This is a genomic window from Sunxiuqinia indica, assembly GCF_009847015.1.
GTDB lineage: Bacteria > Bacteroidota > Bacteroidia > Bacteroidales > Prolixibacteraceae > Sunxiuqinia > Sunxiuqinia indica.
Window position 1 is genome coordinate 148,505 of record NZ_WVEM01000002.1, and the last position, 25,079, is coordinate 173,583.

General features: G+C 40.2%; 20 protein-coding genes. 10 read left to right on the plus strand and 10 right to left on the minus strand.

The window, feature by feature from the left end:
• Position 1 precedes the first annotated feature (1 nt).
• The 3 genes from GR929_RS03930 to GR929_RS03940 form a co-directional block, all read right to left on the minus strand.
• Positions 2-2,380 carry a TonB-dependent receptor plug domain-containing protein gene (locus GR929_RS03930; protein ID WP_159517630.1) on the minus strand — a complete coding sequence of 793 codons (2,379 nt, stop codon included), beginning with the start codon at positions 2,378-2,380 and terminating at the stop codon, positions 2-4.
• A 51-nt stretch (positions 2,381-2,431) separates the two neighbouring features.
• A complete protein-coding gene (locus tag GR929_RS03935) occupies positions 2,432-3,412 on the minus strand; it encodes a glycosyltransferase family protein (protein WP_159517631.1) in 981 nt (326 codons plus the stop codon).
• 144 nt (positions 3,413-3,556) lie between these two features.
• Positions 3,557-4,402 (minus strand): UDP-2,3-diacylglucosamine diphosphatase, encoded by an 846-nt coding sequence (locus tag GR929_RS03940; protein ID WP_159517632.1) that lies wholly within the window; start codon positions 4,400-4,402, stop codon positions 3,557-3,559.
• A 171-nt stretch (positions 4,403-4,573) separates the two neighbouring features.
• Here GR929_RS03940 and GR929_RS03945 point away from each other — a divergent pair, with 171 nt between their 5' ends.
• Positions 4,574-5,146 carry a peptidylprolyl isomerase gene (locus GR929_RS03945; RefSeq protein ID WP_159517633.1) on the plus strand — a complete coding sequence of 191 codons (573 nt, stop codon included), beginning with the start codon at positions 4,574-4,576 and terminating at the stop codon, positions 5,144-5,146.
• Positions 5,147-5,230: 84 nt separating this feature from the next.
• Positions 5,231-5,743 (plus strand): thiol peroxidase, encoded by a 513-nt coding sequence (gene tpx / locus GR929_RS03950; protein ID WP_159517634.1) that lies wholly within the window; start codon positions 5,231-5,233, stop codon positions 5,741-5,743.
• Positions 5,744-5,813: 70 nt separating this feature from the next.
• Here the strand turns inward: tpx and GR929_RS03955 are convergent, their stop codons facing one another.
• From GR929_RS03955 to GR929_RS03965, 3 genes are read right to left on the minus strand one after another with little or no spacing between them, the layout of a single operon-like run.
• Entirely contained in the window at positions 5,814-6,536 is a 723-nt protein-coding gene (locus GR929_RS03955) for an ABC transporter ATP-binding protein (protein ID WP_159517635.1), read from the minus strand.
• A 2-nt stretch (positions 6,537-6,538) separates the two neighbouring features.
• Positions 6,539-8,011 (minus strand): DUF5687 family protein, encoded by a 1,473-nt coding sequence (locus tag GR929_RS03960; RefSeq protein ID WP_159517636.1) that lies wholly within the window; start codon positions 8,009-8,011, stop codon positions 6,539-6,541.
• A 60-nt stretch (positions 8,012-8,071) separates the two neighbouring features.
• Positions 8,072-9,523: a T9SS type B sorting domain-containing protein gene (locus GR929_RS03965; RefSeq protein WP_159517637.1), complete on the minus strand. Its 1,452-nt coding sequence runs from the start codon at positions 9,521-9,523 to the stop codon at positions 8,072-8,074.
• Positions 9,524-9,623: 100 nt separating this feature from the next.
• Between GR929_RS03965 and GR929_RS03970 the strand changes: the two genes are divergently transcribed.
• Entirely contained in the window at positions 9,624-10,634 is a 1,011-nt protein-coding gene (locus tag GR929_RS03970; RefSeq protein ID WP_159517638.1) for an aspartate-semialdehyde dehydrogenase, read from the plus strand.
• Positions 10,635-10,908: 274 nt separating this feature from the next.
• Here GR929_RS03970 and GR929_RS03975 read toward each other — a convergent pair whose 3' ends face one another.
• From GR929_RS03975 to GR929_RS03990, 4 genes are read right to left on the minus strand one after another with little or no spacing between them, the layout of a single operon-like run.
• The gene (locus GR929_RS03975; RefSeq protein WP_201300895.1) at positions 10,909-11,445 is read right to left on the minus strand and encodes a lipid-binding protein; all 537 of its coding nucleotides are present in this window, start codon (positions 11,443-11,445) and stop codon (positions 10,909-10,911) included.
• Positions 11,446-11,464: 19 nt separating this feature from the next.
• Entirely contained in the window at positions 11,465-12,175 is a 711-nt protein-coding gene (locus tag GR929_RS03980) for a BT_2262 family domain-containing protein (RefSeq protein WP_201300896.1), read from the minus strand.
• A 25-nt stretch (positions 12,176-12,200) separates the two neighbouring features.
• On the minus strand, positions 12,201-13,685 hold the full coding sequence (locus GR929_RS03985) for a SusD/RagB family nutrient-binding outer membrane lipoprotein (protein ID WP_159517639.1): 1,485 nt from the start codon (positions 13,683-13,685) through the stop codon (positions 12,201-12,203).
• Between the two features lie 13 nt (positions 13,686-13,698).
• On the minus strand, positions 13,699-16,938 hold the full coding sequence (locus tag GR929_RS03990; protein ID WP_159517640.1) for a SusC/RagA family TonB-linked outer membrane protein: 3,240 nt from the start codon (positions 16,936-16,938) through the stop codon (positions 13,699-13,701).
• Between the two features lie 1,189 nt (positions 16,939-18,127).
• Here GR929_RS03990 and GR929_RS03995 point away from each other — a divergent pair.
• The 7 genes from GR929_RS03995 (at position 18,128) to fmt (ending at position 25,000) form a co-directional block, all read left to right on the plus strand.
• Positions 18,128-18,499, plus strand: coding sequence for an START-like domain-containing protein (locus GR929_RS03995; RefSeq protein ID WP_159517641.1), 372 nt, complete (start codon positions 18,128-18,130; stop codon positions 18,497-18,499).
• A 64-nt stretch (positions 18,500-18,563) separates the two neighbouring features.
• Positions 18,564-20,048 (plus strand): LptF/LptG family permease, encoded by a 1,485-nt coding sequence (locus GR929_RS04000; RefSeq protein WP_159517642.1) that lies wholly within the window; start codon positions 18,564-18,566, stop codon positions 20,046-20,048.
• Position 20,049: 1 nt separating this feature from the next.
• Complete coding sequence (locus tag GR929_RS04005) at positions 20,050-21,255, plus strand: glycosyltransferase family 4 protein (RefSeq protein WP_159517643.1); 1,206 nt, start codon at positions 20,050-20,052, stop codon at positions 21,253-21,255.
• On the plus strand, positions 21,248-22,441 hold the full coding sequence (locus GR929_RS04010; RefSeq protein ID WP_159517644.1) for a glycosyltransferase family 2 protein: 1,194 nt from the start codon (positions 21,248-21,250) through the stop codon (positions 22,439-22,441). The genes GR929_RS04005 and GR929_RS04010 overlap by 8 nt, the downstream gene beginning before the upstream one ends.
• Before the next feature lie 66 nt (positions 22,442-22,507).
• Positions 22,508-23,731, plus strand: a complete 1,224-nt coding sequence (locus GR929_RS04015) for a bifunctional 3,4-dihydroxy-2-butanone-4-phosphate synthase/GTP cyclohydrolase II (RefSeq protein WP_159517645.1) — start codon at positions 22,508-22,510, stop codon at positions 23,729-23,731.
• Between the two features lie 8 nt (positions 23,732-23,739).
• Entirely contained in the window at positions 23,740-23,964 is a 225-nt protein-coding gene (locus GR929_RS04020; RefSeq protein ID WP_201300897.1) for a DUF5522 domain-containing protein, read from the plus strand.
• 73 nt (positions 23,965-24,037) lie between these two features.
• Positions 24,038-25,000, plus strand: coding sequence for a methionyl-tRNA formyltransferase (fmt, locus tag GR929_RS04025; protein ID WP_159517646.1), 963 nt, complete (start codon positions 24,038-24,040; stop codon positions 24,998-25,000).
• Positions 25,001-25,079: the final 79 nt, after the last annotated feature.

The following is a 25,079-nucleotide window of genomic DNA, read 5'->3' on the forward strand; positions in this document are numbered from 1 at the left end:
TCTAAATGATGGCTTTAAACGAAAGGATAACATTTCGTCCGGCGGCGACAATTCCTGAAGAGTATGGACGATAACGCTTATCGAGAAGATTTTCAATCCCTAAATTCAGGCTGTATTTTTCGGTTAATTGAAATGACGATTTTAGGTTCAGCGTTATCCAGCCGGGTGAATAAGGATTACCATAGGAGTCTTGAGCGTAGAGATCGGTTTTCTCCTGTTCGCTTGGAGCTAATTTCGAATTTGAAAGTTTAGCATTGAAATTTAGATATAGGTCGATTGTTTTATTGTGGTCGTTGTACAACAGGTGAGAACTGCCAAATACCGGAGCTACATGTCGAACAGGCATTTCCTCGCTGTCCTCTCCAAATGTAGCCGTAATGGAATTTCGGCTGCGTATTTTCGATGATAGAATCCACTCCATGCTCAGGTCTCCACCATAAATGTGGGCATAATCTGCATTTACGAGTGCTTCTACGCGGCTCATTTCTCCTTCGTACAAAACAGAATCCTGACCATTCAGCAAATAAGGGCGGCGAACCATCGCATCGTTGAGGTAAGTGTAAAAGAAGTTAAGCTCCAGTTTAGCTAGATTTTTCACGCTTCGAAGAATGCCGATTTCGACGTTTCGGGCGTATTCCGGGTTTAAATCCGGGTTGGGAACCACTACATTCCCCGGTGAGGAGTCAAATACTTTAGCAATATCATCAATGTTGGGGGCGCGAAAGCCGCTGGATGCATTGGCGTTAAGTTGCCAATATTCAGTTGGATGATATACTAATCCGATATTTCCGGTAAATGACGAGTGGGTGTTGTCAAATCCATCTGTAGGGAAATCAAAGAATTGCCGGTCGAATTCGCCTTGGAGGTGATTGATGGAAAAACGACCTCCAAGATTTAGGGTGACTTTTTGATGCACTGAAAGTTTATAGCTGACATAGGCTGCCAAACTTGAAGTAGTAGAGTTATCGGGATAGCGAGATGACGTTTCCTGCGTTTGACTGGTGTTCACCTTTTTAACGACTCCCTTTGAATTCAGCCAATTAAAGTTTCCCTCGAACCCATAATACAGGAAGTTGTTTTGGTCAATCTTTTTGTCGAGATCAAGATTCAAGCTAAATATATCCAGCTTCTCTGTTCGGTTGGTTAGTTCTTCAGTGCCTAGTTTTCGGTTGTGGCGGCTCTCTGTAAAGTTCTGCCATCCTGCTAAAAAGCTTATTTGATCGAAAAATAAATTTTGAGTTTTCCTTTCGATTTTAAGTGAGTGCAAATTCCACTTTTGAGGGCCGTAATACCATTTGGCGTATTTCAGTTTATCGCCGCTGTATTGAATCAAGCGGTCGTAACGCGGAATATTGGAAGTTGTTGACCAATGAAAACCATAAACCAAGTCCCACTGTTCGTTGGGGCGGTATCTGATTTTTTGCAGGTAGTTAAACTGGCTGTATCCAGTTCGAACCTGTTTGTGCCAATCCTGATTTTCAACGATTTGGTCATTTTCAATATATTCAGGCCTTAAATAGGAGTCCGGCCCATGTTTTCCCATCATTAGGTCGTCAAAGTCGGTAACGGTGAAACTGGCTACTGTCGCCAGTTTTTCATTACCGAGGTTAAAATCAGCATGAATTGTTTTTTCGAAGTTTGCACTGGCATATCGTACAAAGGCATGGCGCGACTGTTTGTATCGGTCGTTGGTTGACAATTTGGGCGACAAGGTTTGAAAGTGAAGAACACCACCCAACGCGTCGCTGCCATACATGACGGAACCGGGACCAAAAATAACTTCGGTGTGCTCAATTGACGCTGCATCCAACGAGATAACATTGTGTAAATTACCACTGCGGTATATGGCATTGTTCATCCTGACGCCATCAATGACCAGCAACAACCTGTTTGCTGAAAAACCGCGAATCATTGGACTGCCGCCTCCCATCTGGCTTTTTTGAATAAAAACGCCACCTTTCGTATTCAATAAGTCTGCTGTTGTTTGCGGGTTTGCTAAAGCTATTTCTTCGTGATTGATACTGACTATCTGGTTAGGAACTTCCAGTTTTGATTGGCTTCTTCGATTGGCGGAAATAACAATTTCGTCCAACTTTACCGGGTCGATTAGCAATTCAACCTTATAGTTGAGTGACCAAAGTGTTTGTTTATTGGCTTTGTAGTTGAGGTACGAAGAGTGTTTAAAATGAATCGCTTTGTCCGGATGAAACTGCCTGATATCTGCCAATCCCTGTTTGTTGGTTTGTGTGCTTCTGGTTTCAGAAAAAACAATTACACTTTCGATCGGTTTTCCTGTTTTTGCATCAGTAACTAAAAGCTGCTGTGCATAAAGGAAAGTTGAAATAAAGAGCGAGCAAACAAGCAAAATTATTCGAGTCACCTGAGATTGATTTTTAGTAAAAATACGAACCAGTCTCTTTGTTAGCAATAATTATGCCGAGTGAAGAATTTTAGCAAGAATTTCGAGCGTATGATCCGGATAGTTAATTTGCAGTGAATCAGGTTGATTGATCCATTTGTCTATTTTTTTAGTTTGATTTTTTAATTCCGGCAAGACGGTCACTCCCATTTCATTTAAAAACGCGGCATTACAAGCTTGCTCATATTGTTTTTTCATGGGGATAACACAAAGCTTTTTACCCATGAAAATGGCCTCGGCAGGCGTTTCGAAACCAGCCGTACACAAGATGCCGGTGCACGAGGTAAACGATTGAGTAAAATGTTCGAGTGAAACCGGACGGATTCGAACATTCCTTTGCTCATAGGTTTTTGCACTATGCTTTGAAAAGACTTCCCAGCGGACTTCGTTGAATAGCGATAAGGCAGCTATAATTTCATTATCGCTGTAGGCCGGCAGGTAAACCGTGTAATGCGGTAGCTTTTTCACTTTAGCCTGTCGGATGGCTGAGCGAATCACCGGGGTGAAAGTGTTCTCATCCAACTCCTGAAAGTGGAACCCATATTTTTTAGTGTTCGGCGCGTATTTTTTCAAAATCGTATTTCCCAACCAGTCTGCTTTTTTTGGTTTTGGCGCGTTTGGGTGAAGAACAGCATTTTGATGGCTGACTCCAATGCTTTTTTTTCCTCGCAATTTGCATGCCCAGGCAGCAACGGGCTCAAAATCGCAAAGCACTAAATCGTAATTGTCGAGCGGCAGTTTGTATACATCTTTAATAAAGCGAAAAGGCTTTAATTTCAACAAGGTTTTCGAAAAGCTGACGCCGCCCTTTTTCCCAAAGATAAAGCTTAATCCGTAGTGTTTGTATTTGACATCGAACGGGAGTTTTAGATCTCCTTGAATACCGCTCACCAAAACGTCGGTTTCGGCCATTGTTTTTAGTAAGGGAACAATCTCAGTTGCCCGGGCTAGGTGCCCGTTCCCTGTGCCTTGAATGGCGTATAGTATTTTCATCCGTTTAAAATTTTCAAGTTTTTAAGAACTTACTTTAAAATTGGAGAACGGATGGAACCGCTCCGCTCTCACATAAACTTTTTTAATCATCCTTGTTTGTGAATTTTTGATTAAAAAAGTTCATGTTCGTTTCATATAATCAGTTTACAATAGGTTGGCCACTGCTAACTCCTGGAAGAGCGATTTGTAGACTTCCTTTTTATTGGGAATATCCGGTTCGTCATTGTTTTCATCGTCTTCCTGATTATCGATATAATGAAAAAGATGCCATTTTTTATGGTGGTACTCGGCTGCAGTAAAATGTTCTACCCAGTCGCCACAGTTGATATAGCGAACTAAACGATTCGCTGTGAGTGTCGACTTATCTCTCGGGATATGAGTGTGTCCGCAAATTACGGTTTTGTAATTACGTTCCCCACTTATTTTGGTGATTACCTCCTCAAAGTGTGTGAGTTGAGTTTTGTCTTTAATCAACTTCTTTTTTATGCTTTTGTAAATAATTACATCCTTTAATTTGAACAGTCGCAACATGGCGTTGACCGATTTATTAGCAACAGTGAGTAATCCATAAATTGCGGCTCCAAATTTTGCCAGCCACTTGGCCTGATGGATGACGTGGTCGAATAGATCGCCGTGAAAAATCCACGTTTTATGGTCGTCCAAGTCCAATATTAACTGGTTCACGATTTTTAAGTTTCCCATTTCGGCACCATTGAACTTCCGCAGAAATTCGTCGTGATTGCCGGTTATATAAAAGATTTTCACTCCCTTTTCCAGCATCTTAATAAACTGACGAACTACTTTTAAATGAGGCTTGGGGAAGTAGTTTCGTGAAAACCGCCAGGAATCAATGATGTCACCATTTAAAACTAAAATTTCGGGATTGATTGATTTTAGATATTTAAGCAATGGTTTGGCTTTGCAAGCGTGAGTCGCCAAGTGTACATCTGAAATAACAGAAACTTTTAAATCTCTTATTTTCGATTTCATGAACTAAGTAAATTAGTTGATGCTAAGATTGCTAGTCTTTGTTAATCAGCAGTTAATACAATGTGACCTAAATGATCACAAGAAAAAATTATTCGTTTCTTAATTGATTTGTATTGACGGAATTCATCTTCGCAGTGAGTTCTTTTTTGTTTCTTTAAAGAAAAAATAGCGATGAGGTTAGCTTCCATTCTGCTTAGTCTGTTGTTCTTCTTTTCGTGTCAGCAAAAGAAGGGCCCGGTTGTCAATATTGAAACTGAACTTGGTGATATTGTCATCGAGCTCTATCCTGACAAGGCTCCTGTAACAGTTAAAAATTTCTTGAAGTTGGTTGAGAAGGGTGTGTATGAAAATTCTTCCTTTTATCGGGTGGTTCGATTAGATAATCAACCTGAAAATCCGATTAAAATCGAAGTGATTCAAGGCGGTTTGAGAGATGATCAGTTAATTGAAATGTACGAACCGATCGCTCATGAAATAACTGATGAGATCGGCATCAAACATATGGATGGAACTTTTTCAATGGCCAGGCTTGAACCGGGAACAGCATCGACTGAATTTTTCATTTGCGTGGGCGATCAGCCGGAATTAGATTATGGAGGGAAACGAAATCCTGATGGACAGGGATTTTCTGCTTTTGGGCGGGTGGTTGAAGGAATGGATGTGGTTCGAAAAATTCAAGCGGGAGTAGATACCGGACAGACGCTTGATAAGCCCGTGATTATAAAACATATATACAGGAAGTGAGAAAAAAGCAAAAAATAGCTTGAAGGTTGACTAAACAAGTGTGATATTCGTTTGTTTTTTAGCTTGAAATCAAATAACAAAGAAATGAAAGAAACAACCGGAAAAATTACCTTCAAAGGAAATCCATTGACATTATTAGGCGAACCAATAAAAGTGGGAGATAAGGCTCCTGATTTTACAGTCGTTGGATCAGACTTAAGCCCCGTAAAATTATCAGAATATGACGGCAAAGTGCGTGTTTTGGCGCTTTATCCATCTATTGACACAGGTGTTTGTCAGGCGCAAAATCGCAAGTTTAATGACGAAGCCTCGAACCTGGGCGATGCCGTTATTTTATCGATCTCATGTGATTTGCCCTTTGCTCAAAATCGCTTTTGTGCTGCCGAGGGGCTGGATAAAGTGATCACTGTATCGGATCATAAAGATGTTGATTTTGGAACAAAATATGGGTACCTCATTAAAGAGTTGCGTTTGCTTACCCGGGGAACAATTGTAATTGACAAAGATGGCGTAGTAAAATATGCTGAAATAGTTCCTGAAGTAACGGATGAGCCCGATTACGAAAGCGCGATAAAAGTGATTAAGGAATTGATCTAATAGCAAGAAAACTTATATTTTATAAAAATGGCAGTAGGCGAGAGCCTACTGCCATTTTTGTATCCTGGAGTTATAGCTCAAGTCCAGTTTTTTCTTTCACCCCAGCAAAGAAATCTTCAATTTCCCTGAGCGTAGTTTCCGTTTTTGGTACGTCTTTTACAATTTTACCTTTTTCAAGAATAACCAGCCTTGAGCAAACATCGATAATGTTGTCGAGCGTGTGCCCGGAAACCAGAAAGGTGGTTCCCATTTCCAACGCCTGATCTTTAATCAGATGGCGCAATTTGTATTGAGATCCGGGGTCGAGGTTTGCAAACGGTTCATCTAAAACAACAACTTCCGGATTACCCATCATTGCCGCAGCAATACCAACTTTTTTTTGATTTCCTTTCGACAGATCCCGAATAAATTTCTTTTTGCCACGCAATTCTCCATTGAAAAAATCTTCATAGCGATCCAAATGCTTATCCATGTCGGCTTGGTTCAGTTCACGAAGCTCTGCAATAAAACCAAAATATTCGTCGGGAGTGAGGTAGCCAATGGTAAAGCTTTCATCAATAAATGCTCCGGTGAATGATTTCCAATCTTCGGATTCCTGAACGTTGATTTGGTTGTTAATTACATGTCCCTTGCTCGGCACAATCAGGTCGAGAATGAGGTTAAACAAAGTGGTTTTTCCGGCTCCATTATTGCCCACTAAACCAAATATTTCGCCACGGTTTATCGTCAGCTGCTGAATGTTCAGGACAACTTCTTTATTGTATGCTTTTATCAGGTTGCTAATCTCTATCATGATCAGGAATTTTTATAGTCTTTAATTAAACGATGTTTCTGTTTTAAGTAAGCCCTTGTAAAGTAATTAAATAGTTGAGCTTGAGCTAAAATACCTACGATACCCAATCCTCCTAAAAGAATTAATGCGCCGTTGGCTCCAAGTACCAATTTCGATAAAACATAGATGATAACAGGACCAAGGATCAACGGGAAAGAGATCAACCACTGCGATGCTCCCATTCCCTGGTAATTAAACATGGATGATCCACTTAAATCAAGTGCACGTTTGCTGTTTTTTCCGAACAAAAATATCAGGTTCATATTAATGCCGATGTGGTATAGCAGCATGGCTGAATGATAATAAATGATTCGAGAGTCGAGAAGCACGTAGGGCAGGGTCAGTAAATAATACACAAAGGAAACCACCACATTCATGTAATAAAATGATTGCAGAAATTGCTTCATCTTAAAATTCTGGGTCATCAGCATCGAAAAATAACCACTGTGCCATGCAGGGAAAAACTGCCCCAGCGAGATGGAGAACATCGAAACCATGAGTAATCCTCCCAGAATAAAAATAAAATCGGGAATCCCATTTCCGGAATCTTTGTAAATCAATAGACCATAAAAGAGAAAGAGAACAGTCATCATAAATTGCGAACGTGGACGCTTGTTCCGCCAAATCATGCGTACTTCCAGCGAAATAAATTTTCCGTAGTCTCCCAATCGGTTCATCCACGAAAAGTCACGAACAGTGTTGTCTTTTTGTTTTTTAGCAACCAGGTTGAGGTAAAGATTTTTCTTCAGGTAGTTGAAGTTGAGAGCAATAAATGCGATAAGTGGAATGAGCAATGCAAGTGCCAGTAGTGGATTAACCAAAATTGAATCGAAAAAGTGACCAAACATTCCGGTTAAATCTGCTACTCCAAAGAAATTGATCGCATACAAGCTTACAAACAAGCCAATGAAAATGTAAAAGCCATAGCCACTTTCATTAATCCACCATTTCAGGTAGGTTGTTAAGAAGTGGTTCGTGAAAATGATTAGCAAGATTCCAACAAACCAAGCGAATGTGCTAGCCGGTGGATAATTGGCTGCCACAAGAGAAAACGTCACAGGGATTAATAGAAAGAAGGGAAGAACGTTGAAAAAGTGAATGACTGATCGTAACAGAAGATAGCGGGCAATCCGGCTTCTTTTCACATTCAGAATAATAAAAGGCTTGAAACTAATGGTTGGTAAATTTTGTAAGATCTGTCGGAAAAGTAGATCAAAAGCAAAATAAACCAGCAAATAACTGTTGAAAATGCTTACCGGATTAGCGCCAGGGAATTCTTCTCCAATTATATTCGGTATAAAAAAACCGAGTATCAAAAAATTGGCTGAGAAATAGAGAGCCAAGAAGCCGAGCATAATCGATGTTGCCAAACTTTTCCCAAATGCGGAAGATCGGATGACTTCTCTCCACGCGAAGTAATGAAGGCTGCGTTTCATGTTTTGGTTTTTTCTTTTTTGTCTATTAGTTTGGTCGAATGTTACAGAATTCACACAGAATCACTCGAGCCGGTCAGCCAAAGTACAGACTTTTTTAAGTTGTTTCACGTCACCATCGGACGAATATAACTCGAGCAATAAAATATAAAGTCCAATGCGACTTTTACTTCCATCGTTTTGCAGTCCCTCCCAGGTCCATTCGCCACGACTCCCTGCCGGTTCGTTTTTCACCAGGTCGCAAATGTATTGGCCAGTTGAGTTAAATATCTTTAGATTGGCCATGTAATCAGCTCGGCTAAATTTATAGTTGATGTGAAGAACATCATTATAACCGTCGTCGTTTGGTGAAAAGGTTTTAGGCCTGAGCTCCACCATATCTTCTGAAATGTTTTCCGAACTGGCCATTGAATTCTCAAAGCCGGGAGTCGCAAAATTGCTTTCGGCGCTGGCTGAAGTCCAGTTCGATGGATTCAGTCCAGATTCAGGAAGTGATATTCGTTCGAGCGACACGCCTTCTTCATCGATTAGCAGTGGGTGGTGCATATTTTCGTTGTAGTGCATTTCATCGATTACAAGTGCTGAGTCGGCAAGTAAAACGACAGATCCATCGTCGTTATTAAAAGCCGGCATGTTCTCTATATCAATAAAGCAATCATCGCAATCGGAGGGGTAGAAGTTCAGTATTTTATTTTGATCTTCACTCAATACCAGATAACTATGAGGGGGAAATAAAACTGGAGAATCGAGTAGTCTGACTATTTGCTTAAGCGTGTGATCATCATTTCGGTTTGCCAAAAATAAATGATCAAGCCTGATTGATTTTTTTGAATTGTTGAATAACTCCACAAAATCAACCCCATGGGGATATGGGTTAAAAAGTACCTCATTAACTAAAATATCGCCTGCTTTCGCCAGTTGGTTTTCATCAATTTTTTCAGCCTGATCGCTCCAAACCCGGATGTCATCCAAAATGACTTTGTCGTTTGCGTAGCTGCTGTTCAGATAAACAATGATTCGAAGTGAATCGCCATTGAGTTGTGATTGACTGGCAACTGATTCGCCCCAATTCCCTTCGTTGATACCGTTTGTCTCAAATTGAACTTCTTCGTTCCCATTCAGTTGATAGAAAGCCTTCAAGTATTTGCTTGCCGGATTTTTTCCGCTACCAGTTTCTTTGGCCACTAACTCGCAATTAATCGTTGAATAATTTCGGATTGAAATCCATTCTGATATCCAGACCGCTTCTCCATCACAATCCAATGCTTCGAAACGACCACCTGAAGTTGAAACGGTTTTTACATAGTCGTTTTCTGCGGCAAAGAGGCAGTTATCAAATTTGATGAACCAGTTTTTTGCTGAAGAAGTGTCAATATGAATGGTTGAACCGTCAGCATCACCCCAAACGCCTAGGTTTGGAGCTGAAAAATTTTCATTCCAAATCTCAGTTGCATGACTTTCAATTGCAAATAAATTTATAAGCAGAAAAATAAAAATACTATTTGTATGCCACATTGTGTGAAAAATTAAAAGCAAACCGTTAATTTTGCGGACTTTGGACTACGTTCAGAAGAGCGTAAATTAGTAAATTGAAGTTAACAAAATTATTTTAATTATGAAAGTTGCAGTTGTTGGAGCAAGTGGTGCTGTTGGTCAGGAATTTCTAAAAGTTTTGGCCGAACGTAATTTTCCACTCGATGAGTTAGTTTTATTTGGATCGGCCCGAAGTGCTGGAAAAGAGTATGAATTTAGAGGAAAGAAACTGACTGTTAAGGAGCTGAAACATAACGATGATTTCAAGGATATTGATATTGCCCTGACATCAGCCGGTGGATCAATTTCAAAAGATTTTGCTTCAACAATTACAAAGCATGGAGCAATCATGATTGACAATTCCAGCGCTTTCCGTTATGATGATGACGTGCCTTTGGTGGTTCCGGAGGTAAATCCGGAGGATTCAAAAGTTCGCCCAAGAAATATTATAGCCAACCCGAACTGTTCAACGATTCAGATGGTAGTAGCGTTAAAACCGATTCAGGATTTATCAAAAATTACAAAAGTGCAAGTGGCAACTTATCAGGCTGCCAGTGGTGCCGGTGCACAGGGAATCGCTGAGCTGGAAGAGCAAACTCGTCAGATTGCGAATGGTGAAGAGCCTACTGTTGATAAATTTGCTTATCAGTTGTCGATGAATATTATTCCTCATATTGATGTGTTCCTGGATAATGACTACACCAAAGAGGAAATGAAAATGAACTGGGAGACCAAAAAGATTATGCATACCGATACCGAGGTTAGTGCTACTTGTGTGCGTGTTCCCGTTGCTCGTTCTCACTCCGAAGCCATTTGGTTAGAAACTGAAGAAGAACTAACTGTTGCTCAGGTTCGCGAAGCATTCGAGAAATTCGAAGGATTGACTGTTATGGACAATCCTCAAAACAAGGAGTACCCAATGCCTTTGTTTGTGGCGGGTAAGGATGATGTTTATGTTGGCCGCTTACGAAAAGACATTACCAATCCGAAAGGGTTAACCTTTTGGTGTGTGGGCGATCAAATTAAAAAAGGTGCGGCGCTAAATGCGGTACAAATTGCCGAATGGCTGATCGCGAATGGTGAAGTGAAATAAATTCAACCGACAAAAATAACTTATTGGACTAAAACACTTATAGTAACTGACCGTTTCAAGATTAAATTTGAGGCGGTCAGTTTTTTCATTCTAAAAAAAAGAAGCTGCCTTTTTGGGGGCAGCTTCTTTTTGTAAGGAGGACCGGAGCGGCAGTTACTGAGAACTTTTCTTTGAAATTGAAGGAGAAAGAAGTACCACTCCAGTCCAGTTTTCAATATGTCCAAAATCCGATCAAAACTTGATTGGTAATTAAGACATAATATGACTATGACTCTTATTCATCACCCGTAAGTCCGGTATAACGGAATCCAGCAATTTTGTACTGAATGTAGCCATAGGTTGCTGGTAGGGTATCGTTACTAATGGACAATTCAAATACAATACTATCGGCAGGCATCCCGCTTGGGGTTGTTGCCGCATCATACAGAACCTTTCCATTGGTTATTGTTAGTGTATTGTCATAATAAGCGTTTGTAGAATTTGTTGCTGAAAATGTTCGTGCGGTCAAATCTAGGTCAGTTTTTGTCTTAAATCCCAGATCGTTTCCTCCATAATAGAAGTTGTCATTGTCATCAATCCACATCTCTGTTGAGCTATTGGATGAGGAGTTGTAAGTATCTAAATGGAAATGACCTAACCCGAATACATCTTCGTACACAATATTTCCATCTGCATCAATGGCATCGGCTGTAACGTACCATTCTCCAGCCATTGATTCTGTTGCAGTACCGCCTATTTCTTCTTTTTCACATGAAGTGATAAAGAATAATCCGGAAACAAGCAGAACAGTATATAAAAATAGATTCTTCATATTAATATCGTCTTTTTCATTAATTAATAATAATCGTATATTCCATTAATCCAGCGTACTCCATTACATAGGTAATTTGGCCGGTTGTTGGATCAACTGAACTAGATGTTATCGCATCCATCGAATCACCCCAGGCAGGAACAATACTCGAAATAGGGGTGATTGTGTTATCATCATTTAGTTTGAAGTAACCGTTCATGGCGTAGCCAGGACCGTATCCAACACGTTGATCATAGTAACCACCCATAAAGTCAGAGATATAAAATACATCTGGTTCAACCTGAAAAATTAGAATGTCATACCCACTGAAATTTACTACAGCCTCACTTGAGAACCAAAATCTTTTTGTTCCCTCGGCGGTAGTGTGTATTCCTGTTGAGATAATTGAAGGTGTAGGATCTGCAACATAAACAGTTCTTGAGCCTGTTACGAAGAATCCTTCTTCATTTTCAATTTTATAGTTAACTGAATAAACACCGCCAGTACTTGTGTCAACATTGGAGGTTACTTCAACCTGATCAGTAACATCTTCACCATTCAGTTCGGCAACTACTCCGGCGTCTTCATAAGTAGAGCCCACGGTTATCATTATTTCAGGCTCACCTAGTACTTCAAGCGTCGGGTAATAGGTAATATCAGTAAAGCCTTCGGTGGTTTCATCCTCGCAACTTGATAATCCCACAATTGCAAGTAGAAAAACCATTAGATATAATATTTTATTTTTCATCATATTCTAAGTTTAAACATTTATTATTTTATTCAGCCCAGAATACCGGTGTCGCAACTCCTTTATTAGAGGGAGCATTGCTGTTACGGCTTGTAGAACTTTCAGCATATGGGAAGCGTTGTAAAACCTTTCCAGTTCCCAGATCTGTATTATAGTCAATAGGTGTATATAAAGTACCAGCAACGTACAATTCAGGAGAGAATACATCATTGGCCCTGTCGTAGATATCAGCTCCTGTTACATCACCAAATTCAGGATATCCTAAACGGCGCATTTCGCACCAAGCTTCAAAGTTGTTGGTACCACCTAAAGCAATCCATTTTTGAATACCAATTACTTTCGCATAGTTGGCATTGTCGTATGGATAATAACTGGTGTAAATGTCTTCAGCGCCACTAACCCCTGCCGCACTAAATGAAGCTTCAATAGCAGCCTTATAGTGCGCTTCTGCATCAGTAGCTGATCCGTAGCGTGCATAATATTCGGCCAGAAAGAATTCAGTCTCAGTAACCGTAATGAGACTCACTGGCATGTCATATGCAAATACAGGACGACAGAAATATGGTGATTTATACTGGGCGGATGTGCTAAAGTTAGTACCGGAAACACCTCCTTTATAATCTCCACTTTCATTTGTTTCAAAGAATGCTGGAACCCGAGGATCGTTACTGTCAAGCATGGTTTGCATGTAAGCGATATTAGCTACAACATTAACCTGGTTAGAACCAAAATAAGTAGCATACTCCTCTTGATAATAAGGGCTCGCTTTACCTGTTTCATCGGTCCAAATATCATCCCATGAAATATCTTCTGTTGGAAAGTTGTCCTTTTCGATTAATGCTGCAATGTCAGATTGTACATTCTGAACATTACTTATTCGCATTAAAATTCTCAGTTTTAACGCATTTGCAAATTGAATCCATTCTGCAGCAGTAGACGTTCCAAATAAGAAGTTTGTTCCAACAACACTGGAAGTTGTTGCTCTGGATAACGCGTCATCTAACTCGCCTAAAATACCTTGATAAATGGTTAAACCATCATCAAAGGCAGGAGATAGGTTCGTTGGATCAAGAGCTTCGGTGTAAGGAACTTCTCCATAGGCATCTACCAATACCTGATATGTAAAAACTCTCAATGTAGTAGCTGCTAAAAATGTTCCCCATTCTTCTGATTCAGTCGATTGTTCGCGAATTGTTTCAAGGTTTTTAAGTGCACGTTGATACAATTGGGTGTATGTGCTACTAGAACGAGTAGCTGACATGATAAACCGTGAGTAATCTACATAATTACTGGTACCAAAATTCTGCGAATAGTGTTGAGAATAATAACCACCAACGATGCGTAGAAAGTTTCCGTAGCTTGCTGCCACGTTCATCTCCGCTCCCGGGAAAATCATACCTGCTGTAACGTTATTTTCCGTAGGAGAGTTCGGATCTTGATTTATATCCAGGTACTCGTTGCATGAGGTCATACCCAGTATAAGTATTACGAATAAAAATATTATCTTTTTCATATAATTGGGAGTTTTAATATGTTATACTAAGGTTGAAACCAAAAATGCGAGTAGCTGGGTTTACATACATTTCTCCGAAAGATCCTTCCAGGTCAGTACCTGTAGTGCTCGATTCAGGATCGATGAAATGATTATCCTCAGCGGTCCAAACAAAAGCATTGTTTACAAAAGCAGAAAGCGAAACGTCGCTTAATGATAAATGGCTAGTCCACTTTTTAGGTAAGGCATATGAAAGTGTGACGTTGCGTAATTTAGCGAACGTACGATCCACCATGTAAGCTAACCCTCCGTTGCCATAACCATATGTGTCAAAGTAAGTCTGGAAACTATTATCGGTTGTTTTAATTTGAACAGTATTTTCAATATAACCTCCATCATCAGTTAATTGGACTGAATTTGGAATAACAAATGGATTTCTGTCATTATATGTTGTAACTACACTGTTTCCAGTAAACTGCATTAAGTTCTTTGTGCGTGAAAACATTGAGCCACCATAGCGTACATCAAGTGTTGCGCTTAGCGTTACACCGTAGGCTGATAAAGATGTAGAAAGACCACCTGTCCAATCGTGGTTCATATCCAATCCTGTATCCTCTACATCTGTACCAAGCTCTGGTTGTCCGGCTTCGTCAACTATTTGATAACCATAGTATTCACTGCTCTCGTCCGTTACGTATTGTGGAAGGTAGGTATAAAACGTACCCATTGGTTGTCCTTCTTCTGCATACATGTATACGGCATCATTACCAGCAGAAAAACTGTAGATATTTACTTTTCCCCCTTCTAAGCTTTCAGGCATTGATAGAACTTCGTTACGGTTAATCGCAAAGTTGATATCTAAATCCCAACGGAAATTTTTCGATTTTACAGGAGTCGTACTCAATAACAACTCAAGTCCTTTATTCTGAACCTCACCGAAGTTGGTAACAGTAAAGCTGTATCCCGTTGATGGATCAACTGGTAATGTAAAAATCTGATCCTTTGTCTTACGATTATAATAAGCTGCATCAATACCAATTCGTCCATTGAAGAACTGTAAGTTTAATCCAGCTTCTGACTCAGAAGTCATTTCTGGCTTCAGTGCAGTGGCTCCGGCTCTGTTTGAGGAAATGAACGAGTTCGTGCTGTTCATTGGGAATGAAGCAATATCACTTCCGTAATATCCGTTAGCATAGGCTTGGATATATCTGTTACTTGTGTAATATGGATCAGCATCATTACCTGTCTGACCATAGGCAAGACGTAATTTACCAAATGAAAGCACATTATTATCCGACATTAACTCGGAAAAAATCCAACTTAAAGTAGCACCAGGGTAGAAATAACTATTATTGTCAACAGGCAAAGTCGAAGACCAGTCATTTCGAGCTGTCATGTTTAAGAAAAGCATTTCTTTATAGCCCAATGTTGCATCTCCAAACAAACCGATCAAGCGACGTTTTGATTGTCCTTCTGATAGTAACGATCTGGTTGCACCATTACTCAAATCCCAAAATCCGGTTTCGAATGTAAGAACGTCTGTCTGCCCTTGCATTACTGTTGAATATCTTTCATTGATGTTCGCCCCAACGATTCCTGTCAAAGTTATATCATCACCAAAACTTGTATCATAATTCGCAAGGAAGTCATGGTTGATCTCATATGCTCTTCGATAACGAGCATATACGTTACCATCTTGATTCATATTACTTGGCGCGTAACCGTAGTCTTCATTGATTAAGGCATCGTCCAGGTTAATTTGTGGAATCCCCATCTTGAAATCATAATCAGTATAATCAAACCCAAAACGATATGTCAATGTAAGACCATCCATTGGCATAATATCTGCCTGCAACTTGCCATAAAATTGTTTCGAATCTAGGTGGTTGTAATTGTTTTTTAACGACCAGTAAGGATTGGTGATTCCGTAAGGTGTGAAATAGGCCTCGGGGGTATTAAACGGACTGCTAAGATCTTGCATGTCAAGAATAGATATATCTCTTGGCATTTCATAAACTCCATCAATTACAGATGTCCCTTGATAGGAGCTGGTCATGTCAGTTTCTGATTTAGCAAAGTTGATAGAAGACGAAATCTTAAACCATTCGTTACCCTGATAGGATGAACGGAATGCAATAGTGTTCCGTTTATAAGAGTCAGCGTCTGTCGGCATGATACCATCATCATCTGAATTTGAGAAAGAAACGTAATAGCTTACTTTATCATCTTCAGAAACTCCACTCAAAGAAATATTCTGGTTTGTAGAAACACCTATTTCAAAGAAATCTTTTACGTTATTCTCCAGAGCAGAATACTTGTGGATAAGCTGTTGGTTGTTCCATATAGGTCCATATACCTGTGTTGAACCATCCAAACGTGGTCCCCATGAACCATTCTCGATATAGGTCTGACTTCCATTCCATCCTTGTCCAAATTCATTCTGGAATTCAGGCAATACTGAAATTTGACGTAGTTGTAGCCCTCCGTTATACTGAATGGTAAAGTTTTTTCCTTTACCCTTGCTTCCCTGTTTGGTCGTAATAACAACAACACCATTAGAAGCGCGGCTACCGTATAGGGCTGTTGCTGCTGCACCTTTAAGGATCGTCATTGACTCAATATCATTCGATGAGATATTCGACAAACCACTTGTTGTAAGAGCATTACCTGATTTGTCGATCGCAGGATCATCCAGGTTTAAAGAACTATTCTGCAAAGGAACACCATCGACAACATAGAGAGGTTGGTTGCTTCCATTGATGGAACCAAAACCTCGAATAGTCATAGATGTTGCTGAACCTGGATCAGAGGACGTAGATTGAATTTGCACACCGGCAACTTTCCCGGATAGAGAATTTGCAATATTTGTACTCCGATCTTTCATCAATTCATCACTTGCGACAGTTGTTGCCGCATAGCCAAGTGTCTTTTCGGAACGTTTAATTCCCATTGCAGTTACAACAACTTCGTTAATTCCAACGACATCTGATTCCAATTCAACATCGACATTTGTTCCTTGAATGGCAGCCTCTTGAGTTTGCATACCAACAAATGAAAAAACTAATGTCTTGGCATCTTGTGGGACTTTCAAAGCATATTGCCCATCAAGATTAGTAATTGTACCAAGCGTGGTACCTTTAACAGATACAGAAACTCCAGGAATGGAACTTCCATCTTCCGCGGAAGTTACCGTACCTGTAATTTCCTTGGTTTGAGCCCAAACCGACTGCAAACCAATTGCAAAAATTGCAAGTAATAATGCGATTCTTTTCATAGAAATAATTTTAATAATTAAACAGCATCAATTCTTATCTATAATAAGGATAGTAAAAATTCAATTTTTATCCCCTGTTGAGAGTTTGGAACGTTTATTCCCCCAAACAAATCGTTCCTCTCAGAAAAAAAAAATAGTTTGAAACCTTCAATTTCAATAAATGTTAAAAAACCTTAACGAATACGAAAATATATAAAAAAATGAATTTGCAAAACAATTGTTCAAAAAATCGTAATCCGGATATTTGTATCGAAAATTCTTCAAATAACTTGTGTTTTTTTCAAATTGTAGTTATTTGTGGGCGCACAAGTTGATGATATTCTTGTGCTTTTCTCTTTTGATACCGTAAGCTAATAAAGACAACCCCCTCCATAATAACTATTAATTACATCAAATCATTAACATTCCCCCAAACGTTAAATATGATTTAATTAAGTCTTTTCTTCTTGAAACGCTCAATTTGATATTGATGAGATTTCAATAGATGTTAAAAAACATTAACGAGTACAAAAATAGAAAAATAGAAATACGAGAGAAATTTTTAAAATATTAGCAGTTAAACTTTTATGACAAAAGTCATGGTTTTGTGGTTGTTGCATTTTTTTAAGAATATTTAATAATCTACATATGTCTTTTTTTTACAGGTTGTTATGTGTGATCTGTGTTTGTTAAACGAGCTTTATTTAGAATGATTATAAATAGACGTTGTTTTGTTAATTTGTCTCCGTTTTGCGTGAGGGAGGGGGTGTCCTTTAAAAATAGCTTAAGTTTTTATTGCGGACTCGGTTTTTTGATGGGTGTTTGTTTTTAATTATTGATGATAGTAGAAACAGCCCCGCTCTTTTTTGGGGCTTTTTTGTATGTGTTCGTAAAGAGGGTGGGGTCCGTATGCCTTGCATGTTGTGTTGTGATTGGCAAGATTGATAAATCAAGAGGAGGTTCGGGCTATTAGCTTGCTGCTAAAAGCTGAAGACTGTGTTGGATGAATGGTTTTTGCCGTTGAAAATGTCACCTTTTGCATATTCATGGTTGATCAGTCAGGAGCGACTTCCTGTGAGGTATTTTCATTTTGCGTTTCAAAAGTCCTTTTGAGGAGCCTGTCGTTTGTTGTTTCATTGTTCTGCTGTGGAGACTAAAACTGATTGCTAATTTGAGAGTTATTACTTATATTGCGACAAACATAAAATCCATGTCTGAAAAAATTGAGATCCAGTTAGAATATCCGATGAATTGCTCTCCTAAAGTGCTGTATAATCGACTGAGCACTGCATCAGGGCTAGCCGAATGGTTTGCTGATGATGTACAGGTAAGAGGTAAAATTTATACTTTTATATGGGAAGGGTCGGAGCAACAAGCTGAGAAAACACTGCAAAAAGAAGATAAACTTGTACGGTATAATTGGGTTGATGAAGAAGAAGGGTATTTTGAGTTTAGGATCACGAAAGATGATTTAACCGGAGACGTTTCTTTAATTGTGATTGATACCACAGATGAAGAAGAAGAAACATCGGAATTATGGAATTCGCAAATTGCTGACTTAAAACACATCCTTGGTTGTTAAGGGTTTTTTAACTTTCAATTTCTTCAAAATAACTTAGCTTTGTATTCGTTTCCAACGATACACTATGAAGCGACTACATATATTTGTTTTAAAAACTTTCTTGGGTCCATTTTTAATGACCTTTTTCATTTGTGTCTTTGTACTGCTAATGCAATTTCTTTGGAAGTACATTGATGACATGGTTGGTAAAGGTTTAGAGTGGAACATTGTCGCAGAATTATTGCTGTATGCTTCCTTTGCGCTTGTCCCAATGGCTTTTCCGCTAGCCATGCTGCTGGCATCAATTATGACATTTGGTAATTTGGGTGAGAATTATGAACTGGTTGCTATTAAAGCATCCGGAATTTCATTATTCCGAATCATGAAACCATTAATAGGTGTTGCGATTGTACTAACCTTATTCGCCTTTTATTTTTCCAACAATATTCTGCCAAAAACAAATCTGAAATTTGGAGCTTTGCTTTCAAGTGTGAAAAGGCAAAAACCGGAAATGGTGATTTCTGAAGGTGTTTTTACAAATGAAATTGATGGCTATAGCATAAAAGTTGATCGAAAGGGCAAAAATAACAATATGCTTTATGGTTTAATGATTTACGATCACAAAGAAAATAAAGGAAATGTGACAGTAACGGTGGCCGACTCCGGTTTTATGAAGATTTCAGAAGATAAAAAATACATGACCATGACCATGTTTAATGGTCAGTCGGCAACTGACGAAGAGCCAAATAGAAGAGGGAAGAACAGAACCTTTCCTTTTCGTAGAGAACGATTTGGAAAAGAGGTTGTAACAATCCCTTTGGAAGGTTTTGATTTTGAGCGCACTGACGAAAGTAGAATGCGAAGTCACTATAAAATGATGAACCTCGACCAACTAAACTTCATTGAAGACTCCATGTATCAGTCGTATAAAAAGCGAGTACGGCGATTTGCGATATCGATGAGATACCCTCGGGCCCTAAATGAGCGGGTGCTTGCTTTAACCGAAACCCAGGATTCAATCCAGCATCCTCATCGATTTGTACAGGATACCATTGTTGCTTTTGACACAATTTACCAAGCACTTACTCCACAGGTTCAAAATGAATTGATAACCATGGCTATTGGACAGGCTCGCACGAACCATCAGACTATTAATCAAAACCTGAACGAATTATATAATCAAAAGAAATCGATCAATAAGCTGACCATGGAGAAACATAAGAAGTTCACCTGGTCCTTTGCCTGCTTTATATTCTTTTTTATTGGAGCACCACTTGGAGCCATTATTCGTAAAGGTGGATTAGGAATGCCTGTGGTTGTATCCATTTTAATGTTTATTACCTATTACATGGTTTCGATTACGGGAGAGAAATTTGCGCGTGAAGACATGTGGAACATGACTAATGGCATGTGGTTTTCAACCTACTTGTTTTTACCCTTAGGCATATTTTTGTCCTACAAATCAGCTAACGACTCCGGCTTATTCAACATTGAAGTATATCAGTATCAGCTTAAACGCTTGTTTAGCTTTTTGTTTAGGCGAAAAAGCAAACCGGAAACCACTTCATAATATGAGAATTCTTCAGCTGTGTAATAAAGTTCCATGGCCCCCTAAAGACGGGGGGGCAATAGCTATGTTAACCATATGCAAAGGTTTTTCATTACTTGGGCACGAGGTTGACATACTGGCCATGAACACGCATAAACATCATATTTCAATTCAGGATATACCGGAAAGTCTTAAAGAGAAAGTCAACTTCCAGCTGGTTGAAGTCCCGGCCAAAATAACGATGGGTGGATTGATCGGTAATTTGCTTTTTTCGCAACTTCCGTATAATGCTCGACGTTTTTTGGACGAGAGTTTTGCTAATCAGCTAATTAAAACACTGCGAAACAATGAGTATGATGTTATACAACTCGAAGGGCTGTACCTTTGTCCTTACATCTCATTAATCAAAGAACACTCGAGCGCATTAATCGCGTACCGGGCTCACAATGTAGAGCATGAGATCTGGGAACGAACCGCAGCAGTAACGCCGGGAATTAAGCGAATTTATCTTCAACTACTGGCCAAGCGCATTAAGAAATTTGAGATCGGGCATCTAAACGATTATGATGTTTTAATTCCGATCACCGATCGCGATGGTGACATTCTGGATCAATTGGGGAATACGAAACCGAAACATACCACACAGGCAGGCATCGATTTAGCCACGCTTGTTCCCAGAGCCGGGAAATTAGAATATCCGTCGGTATTTCATATTGGAGCGCTCGACTGGGCTCCGAACCAGGAAGGACTGCTTTGGTTCCTGGAAAACGTCTGGATGAAACTACATCAGAAATATCCGGAGCTTAAATTTTACGTGGCTGGACGAAATGCACCGGACTGGCTCGAGTCGAAGCTGAAATATAAGAATGTAGAGTATCTGGGTGAAATTGAAGATGCCTATGCGTTCATGAATTCAAAAGCAATCATGGTGGTTCCATTGCTCTCCGGAAGTGGTATGCGTGTGAAGATCATCGAAGGGTTGGCACTCGGGAAAGCGATTATTTCCACGGCAATTGGAGCTGAAGGGATTGCGGTGGAAAATAACAAGCATTTCATTTTAGCAGACAATGCTAATTCCTTTATCGAGGGAATTGTTAAATTGATCAACGATCGGTCGAAATACGATCAACTTTGTAAAAATGCCGTAGATTTTACGAACGAACATTTTGACAATATGGCGTTTGCCGAATCCTTAATCGATTTTTATAAGCAGCATATCAATGCTTGAGATCTTATTCCTGATATCATTAATTGTGGTTTTATACACCTATGTGGGGTATGCAGCAATCATATGGATATTGGTAATAATTAAGCGCTTGTTTGGTGCAAAACTGAAAGAACTCAATCTTGATGCGGCTAATCTTCCCGAAGTTTGTTTGTTTGTAACGGCTTACAACGAAATTGAAGTTGCCCGGCAAAAGGTAGAGAACTCATTTAAACTGAATTATCCCAAAGATAAAATCCAGTATTTATGGATGACTGACGGATCGACCGACGGAACACCAGAATTTCTACGGCAGTTCCCGGAACTACAGGTTGAGCATACGCCCGAACGGCTTGGGAAGATTCACGCGATGAACCGTGGGCTAGCGTTTGTTAAAACTCCACTGGTGATATTTTCCGATAGCAATACCATTCTGGGCGAACAATCAATCATGGAAATTGTCCGTCAGTTTCAAAACCCAGCAGTTGGTTGTGTTGCCGGCGAAAAACGAATCTTGGAAAAGGACGAGGACTCCGCAGCTGCTTCCGGGGAGGGATTCTATTGGAAACTGGAATCGTTTATAAAAAGAATGGATGCTGAGTTTAGCTCAGCAGTTGGCGCTGCCGGTGAACTTTTTGCCATTCGCACCGATTTATTCAAGCCGGTTGAGCCGGATACTATCCTCGATGACTTTATCATTTCGCTGCGTATTGCCGAGAGTGGATATCGGGTTGCATATACGCCAAATGCTTATGCTGTAGAGTCAGCGTCGGCAAGTGTAAAAGAAGAACTGAAGCGCAAAATACGCATTGCCGCAGGAGGCCTGCAAGCCATTTTCCGGTTGCCACAGCTGCTCAACCCTCTTCGCAACGGCCGGCTTAGTTTTCAGTATATTTCGCATAAAATACTTCGATGGACGATTGCTCCTTTTGCACTGTTTGGCATCTTTCTTATCAATCTCTTAATTTTGGTGAAAAACAACACATTTGATGTCGATAATTTCTATGCGGTGTTCCTGTACTTTCAGTTAACTTTGTATGTTATTGCCGCAATTGGCTGGCAGTCAGAAAACAAGCAGATTCGTTTCAAATTTTTCTTTATTCCGTACTATTTCGTTGCCATGAATTACGCCTCCATAAAAGGAATTGTTCGCTACTTTAAAGGCAAACAATCTGTTGTTTGGGAGAAATCCAAGCGGGCAAAGGTGTAAATTGTCATTTTAAAATCGATATTTTTCCGTAGTTTTGCACCTGCATTTTGCAAACCAAATATCACAATGGACGAGTTCAAATTAAATACTGTACCCGAGGCAATTGACGCCATTAGAAAAGGGGATCTGATTATTGTTGTAGACGACGAAGATCGTGAGAATGAAGGTGATTTTATTGCCGCGGCTGAATTAATGACGCCTGAAAAGGTGAACTTTATGGCAACACACGGGCGAGGGCTCATTTGTGTTCCGCTAACTGAAAGTCGCTGTGAGGAGCTTAATCTCGAGCTGATGGTTGGTAAAAATACCTCATCACACCAAACACCGTTTACTGTCTCTGTCGACTTAACGGGGCATGGCTGCACGACAGGAATTTCTGCCAGCGACCGGGCTAAAACAATTTTAGCGCTAACTGATGACAATATTGATCCGGAAGAGCTGGGGCGGCCTGGGCATATTTTTCCATTGAAAGCAAAAGACCGCGGTGTTTTGCGCCGTGCCGGACACACTGAAGCCGCAATTGACCTGGCGCGTTTGGCAGGACTCAAATCTGCCGGGGTATTGGTCGAAATTATGAACGAAGATGGCACCATGGCCAGACTTCCGGAACTGATGGAAGTCGCTGATAAGTTTGACCTGAAAATTATATCCATCAAAGATTTAATAGCCTACCTGCTGAAATTTGAAAGTTTGGTTGATCAAGGCGAAGAAGTTCAAATGCCAACTAAATACGGCGATTTCAGAATTATACCTTTCCGTCAGAAATCAAACGGAGCAGAACACGTTGCCCTGATTAAAGGTAGCTGGGAAGAAAAAGAGGAAATTTTGGTCCGCATGCATTCATCGTGCATGACCGGAGATATTTTTGGTTCGATGCGTTGCGAGTGCGGAGAACAACTGCACAAGTCAATGGAAATGATTGAAGAGGCAGGCAAAGGCGTGATTGTTTACATGATGCAGGAAGGTCGTGGAATTGGCTTGATGAATAAAATAGCAGCCTACAAACTACAAGACGAGGGCATGGACACCATCGATGCCAACATCCACCTGGGATTTCAGGCTGACGAGCGCGACTATGGAGTTGGTGCTCAGATACTGCGGAAAGTGGGTGTTTGCAAAATGAAATTGCTGACGAACAATCCGGTAAAACGTGTCGGTATTGAAGGCTACGGTCTGGAAGTTACCGAAACGATTCCGGTTGAAGTAGAACCAAATCAATACAACCAACAATACCTGAAGACCAAACGCGACCGCATGGGGCATTTCCTTCAGAAATTTAAATATGACTAGCACTCGTTATGGGGATGTTTGATCATTTATTTCCCGATAGTTACGACAACTCAGTCGAAGGAGAAGATTACTACCTCTCCAAAGAAGGTTACCGGGTAATGACCGAAAGTTATTTGGTAAAACGAGGTTATTGTTGCTCCAATGGTTGTAAGCACTGCCCCTACGATCCGAAAGCTAAAAAAGGAAATCGGAAATTACGACCCGATGTGGCCAGAAAATATCAGACTCCCTGATTTGCCTTGGTTATCCGTTTGTATGTTGGAATTTGGTTCTCGATAAATGTATCTTTGCACAAAAGCAGATATCATGACCGGAAAAGATTTACGCATTGTTTTTATGGGAACGCCCGATTTTGCTGTGGCGAGTTTAAAGGCTATAGTTGAAAATGGCTATCAGGTTGTTGGTGTAATTACCTCGCCCGACAAACCGGCCGGCAGAGGTCGCAAGTTGCAAGAGTCGGCTGTTAAGCAATACGCTGTTGAAAAAGGACTGCACATTATGCAGCCTCCAAAATTGAAAAATCCGGAATTTATTGAAGAACTCAAAAGCCTGAATGCGGACCTACAGGTTGTGGTTGCTTTCCGAATGTTACCCGAAGTGGTTTGGGATATGCCGAGATTAGGAACATTCAATCTTCACGGATCGCTTTTGCCACAATATCGTGGAGCGGCTCCATTAAATTGGGCTGTAATGAATGGTGACAAAGAAACCGGGGTAACAACCTTCCTGTTATCGCACGAGATTGACACCGGAGCAATCCTGTTCAGCGAAAAAACACCCATCGGCACCAATGATACCGTTGGAGATATTCACGACCGCTTGATGGATATTGGAGCAGGCTTAGTGTTGAAAACGGTTGATGCTTTAGCTGAAGGCAACTACTCAACGGTGGAGCAAGATGAAATTCAAGCAAATGAATTAAAGCCGGCTCCTAAAATTTTTAAAGACGATTGCCGTATTGAGTGGAATAAACCGGCTGAAGAAATTCGCAACCAAATTCGAGGCTTATCGCCCTACCCGGCAGCCTGGACCGGCCTGGAAGACGAATCGGACAAAAGCTATTCAATGAAAATCTACTTTGCCAACTTCGGTGAGGCTACCGATGTTAAGCCCGGAACAATTGATTCGGATGATAAAACCTATCTGAAAATTGCTGCAGGCGATAAATGGTTGTTTGTTACCGACCTTCAACTAAGTGGTAAGAAACGCATGAAAACGGAAGATTTTCTCCGCGGATTTCATAATGCTTCATCACTCAAAACAACCTGATAGCGAGGCTTCAAAAATAGTCATCATGTTGCTTGAACTGTCCCGTTTCACATTCCGGTAAACGCATGAGTTTGTTCTA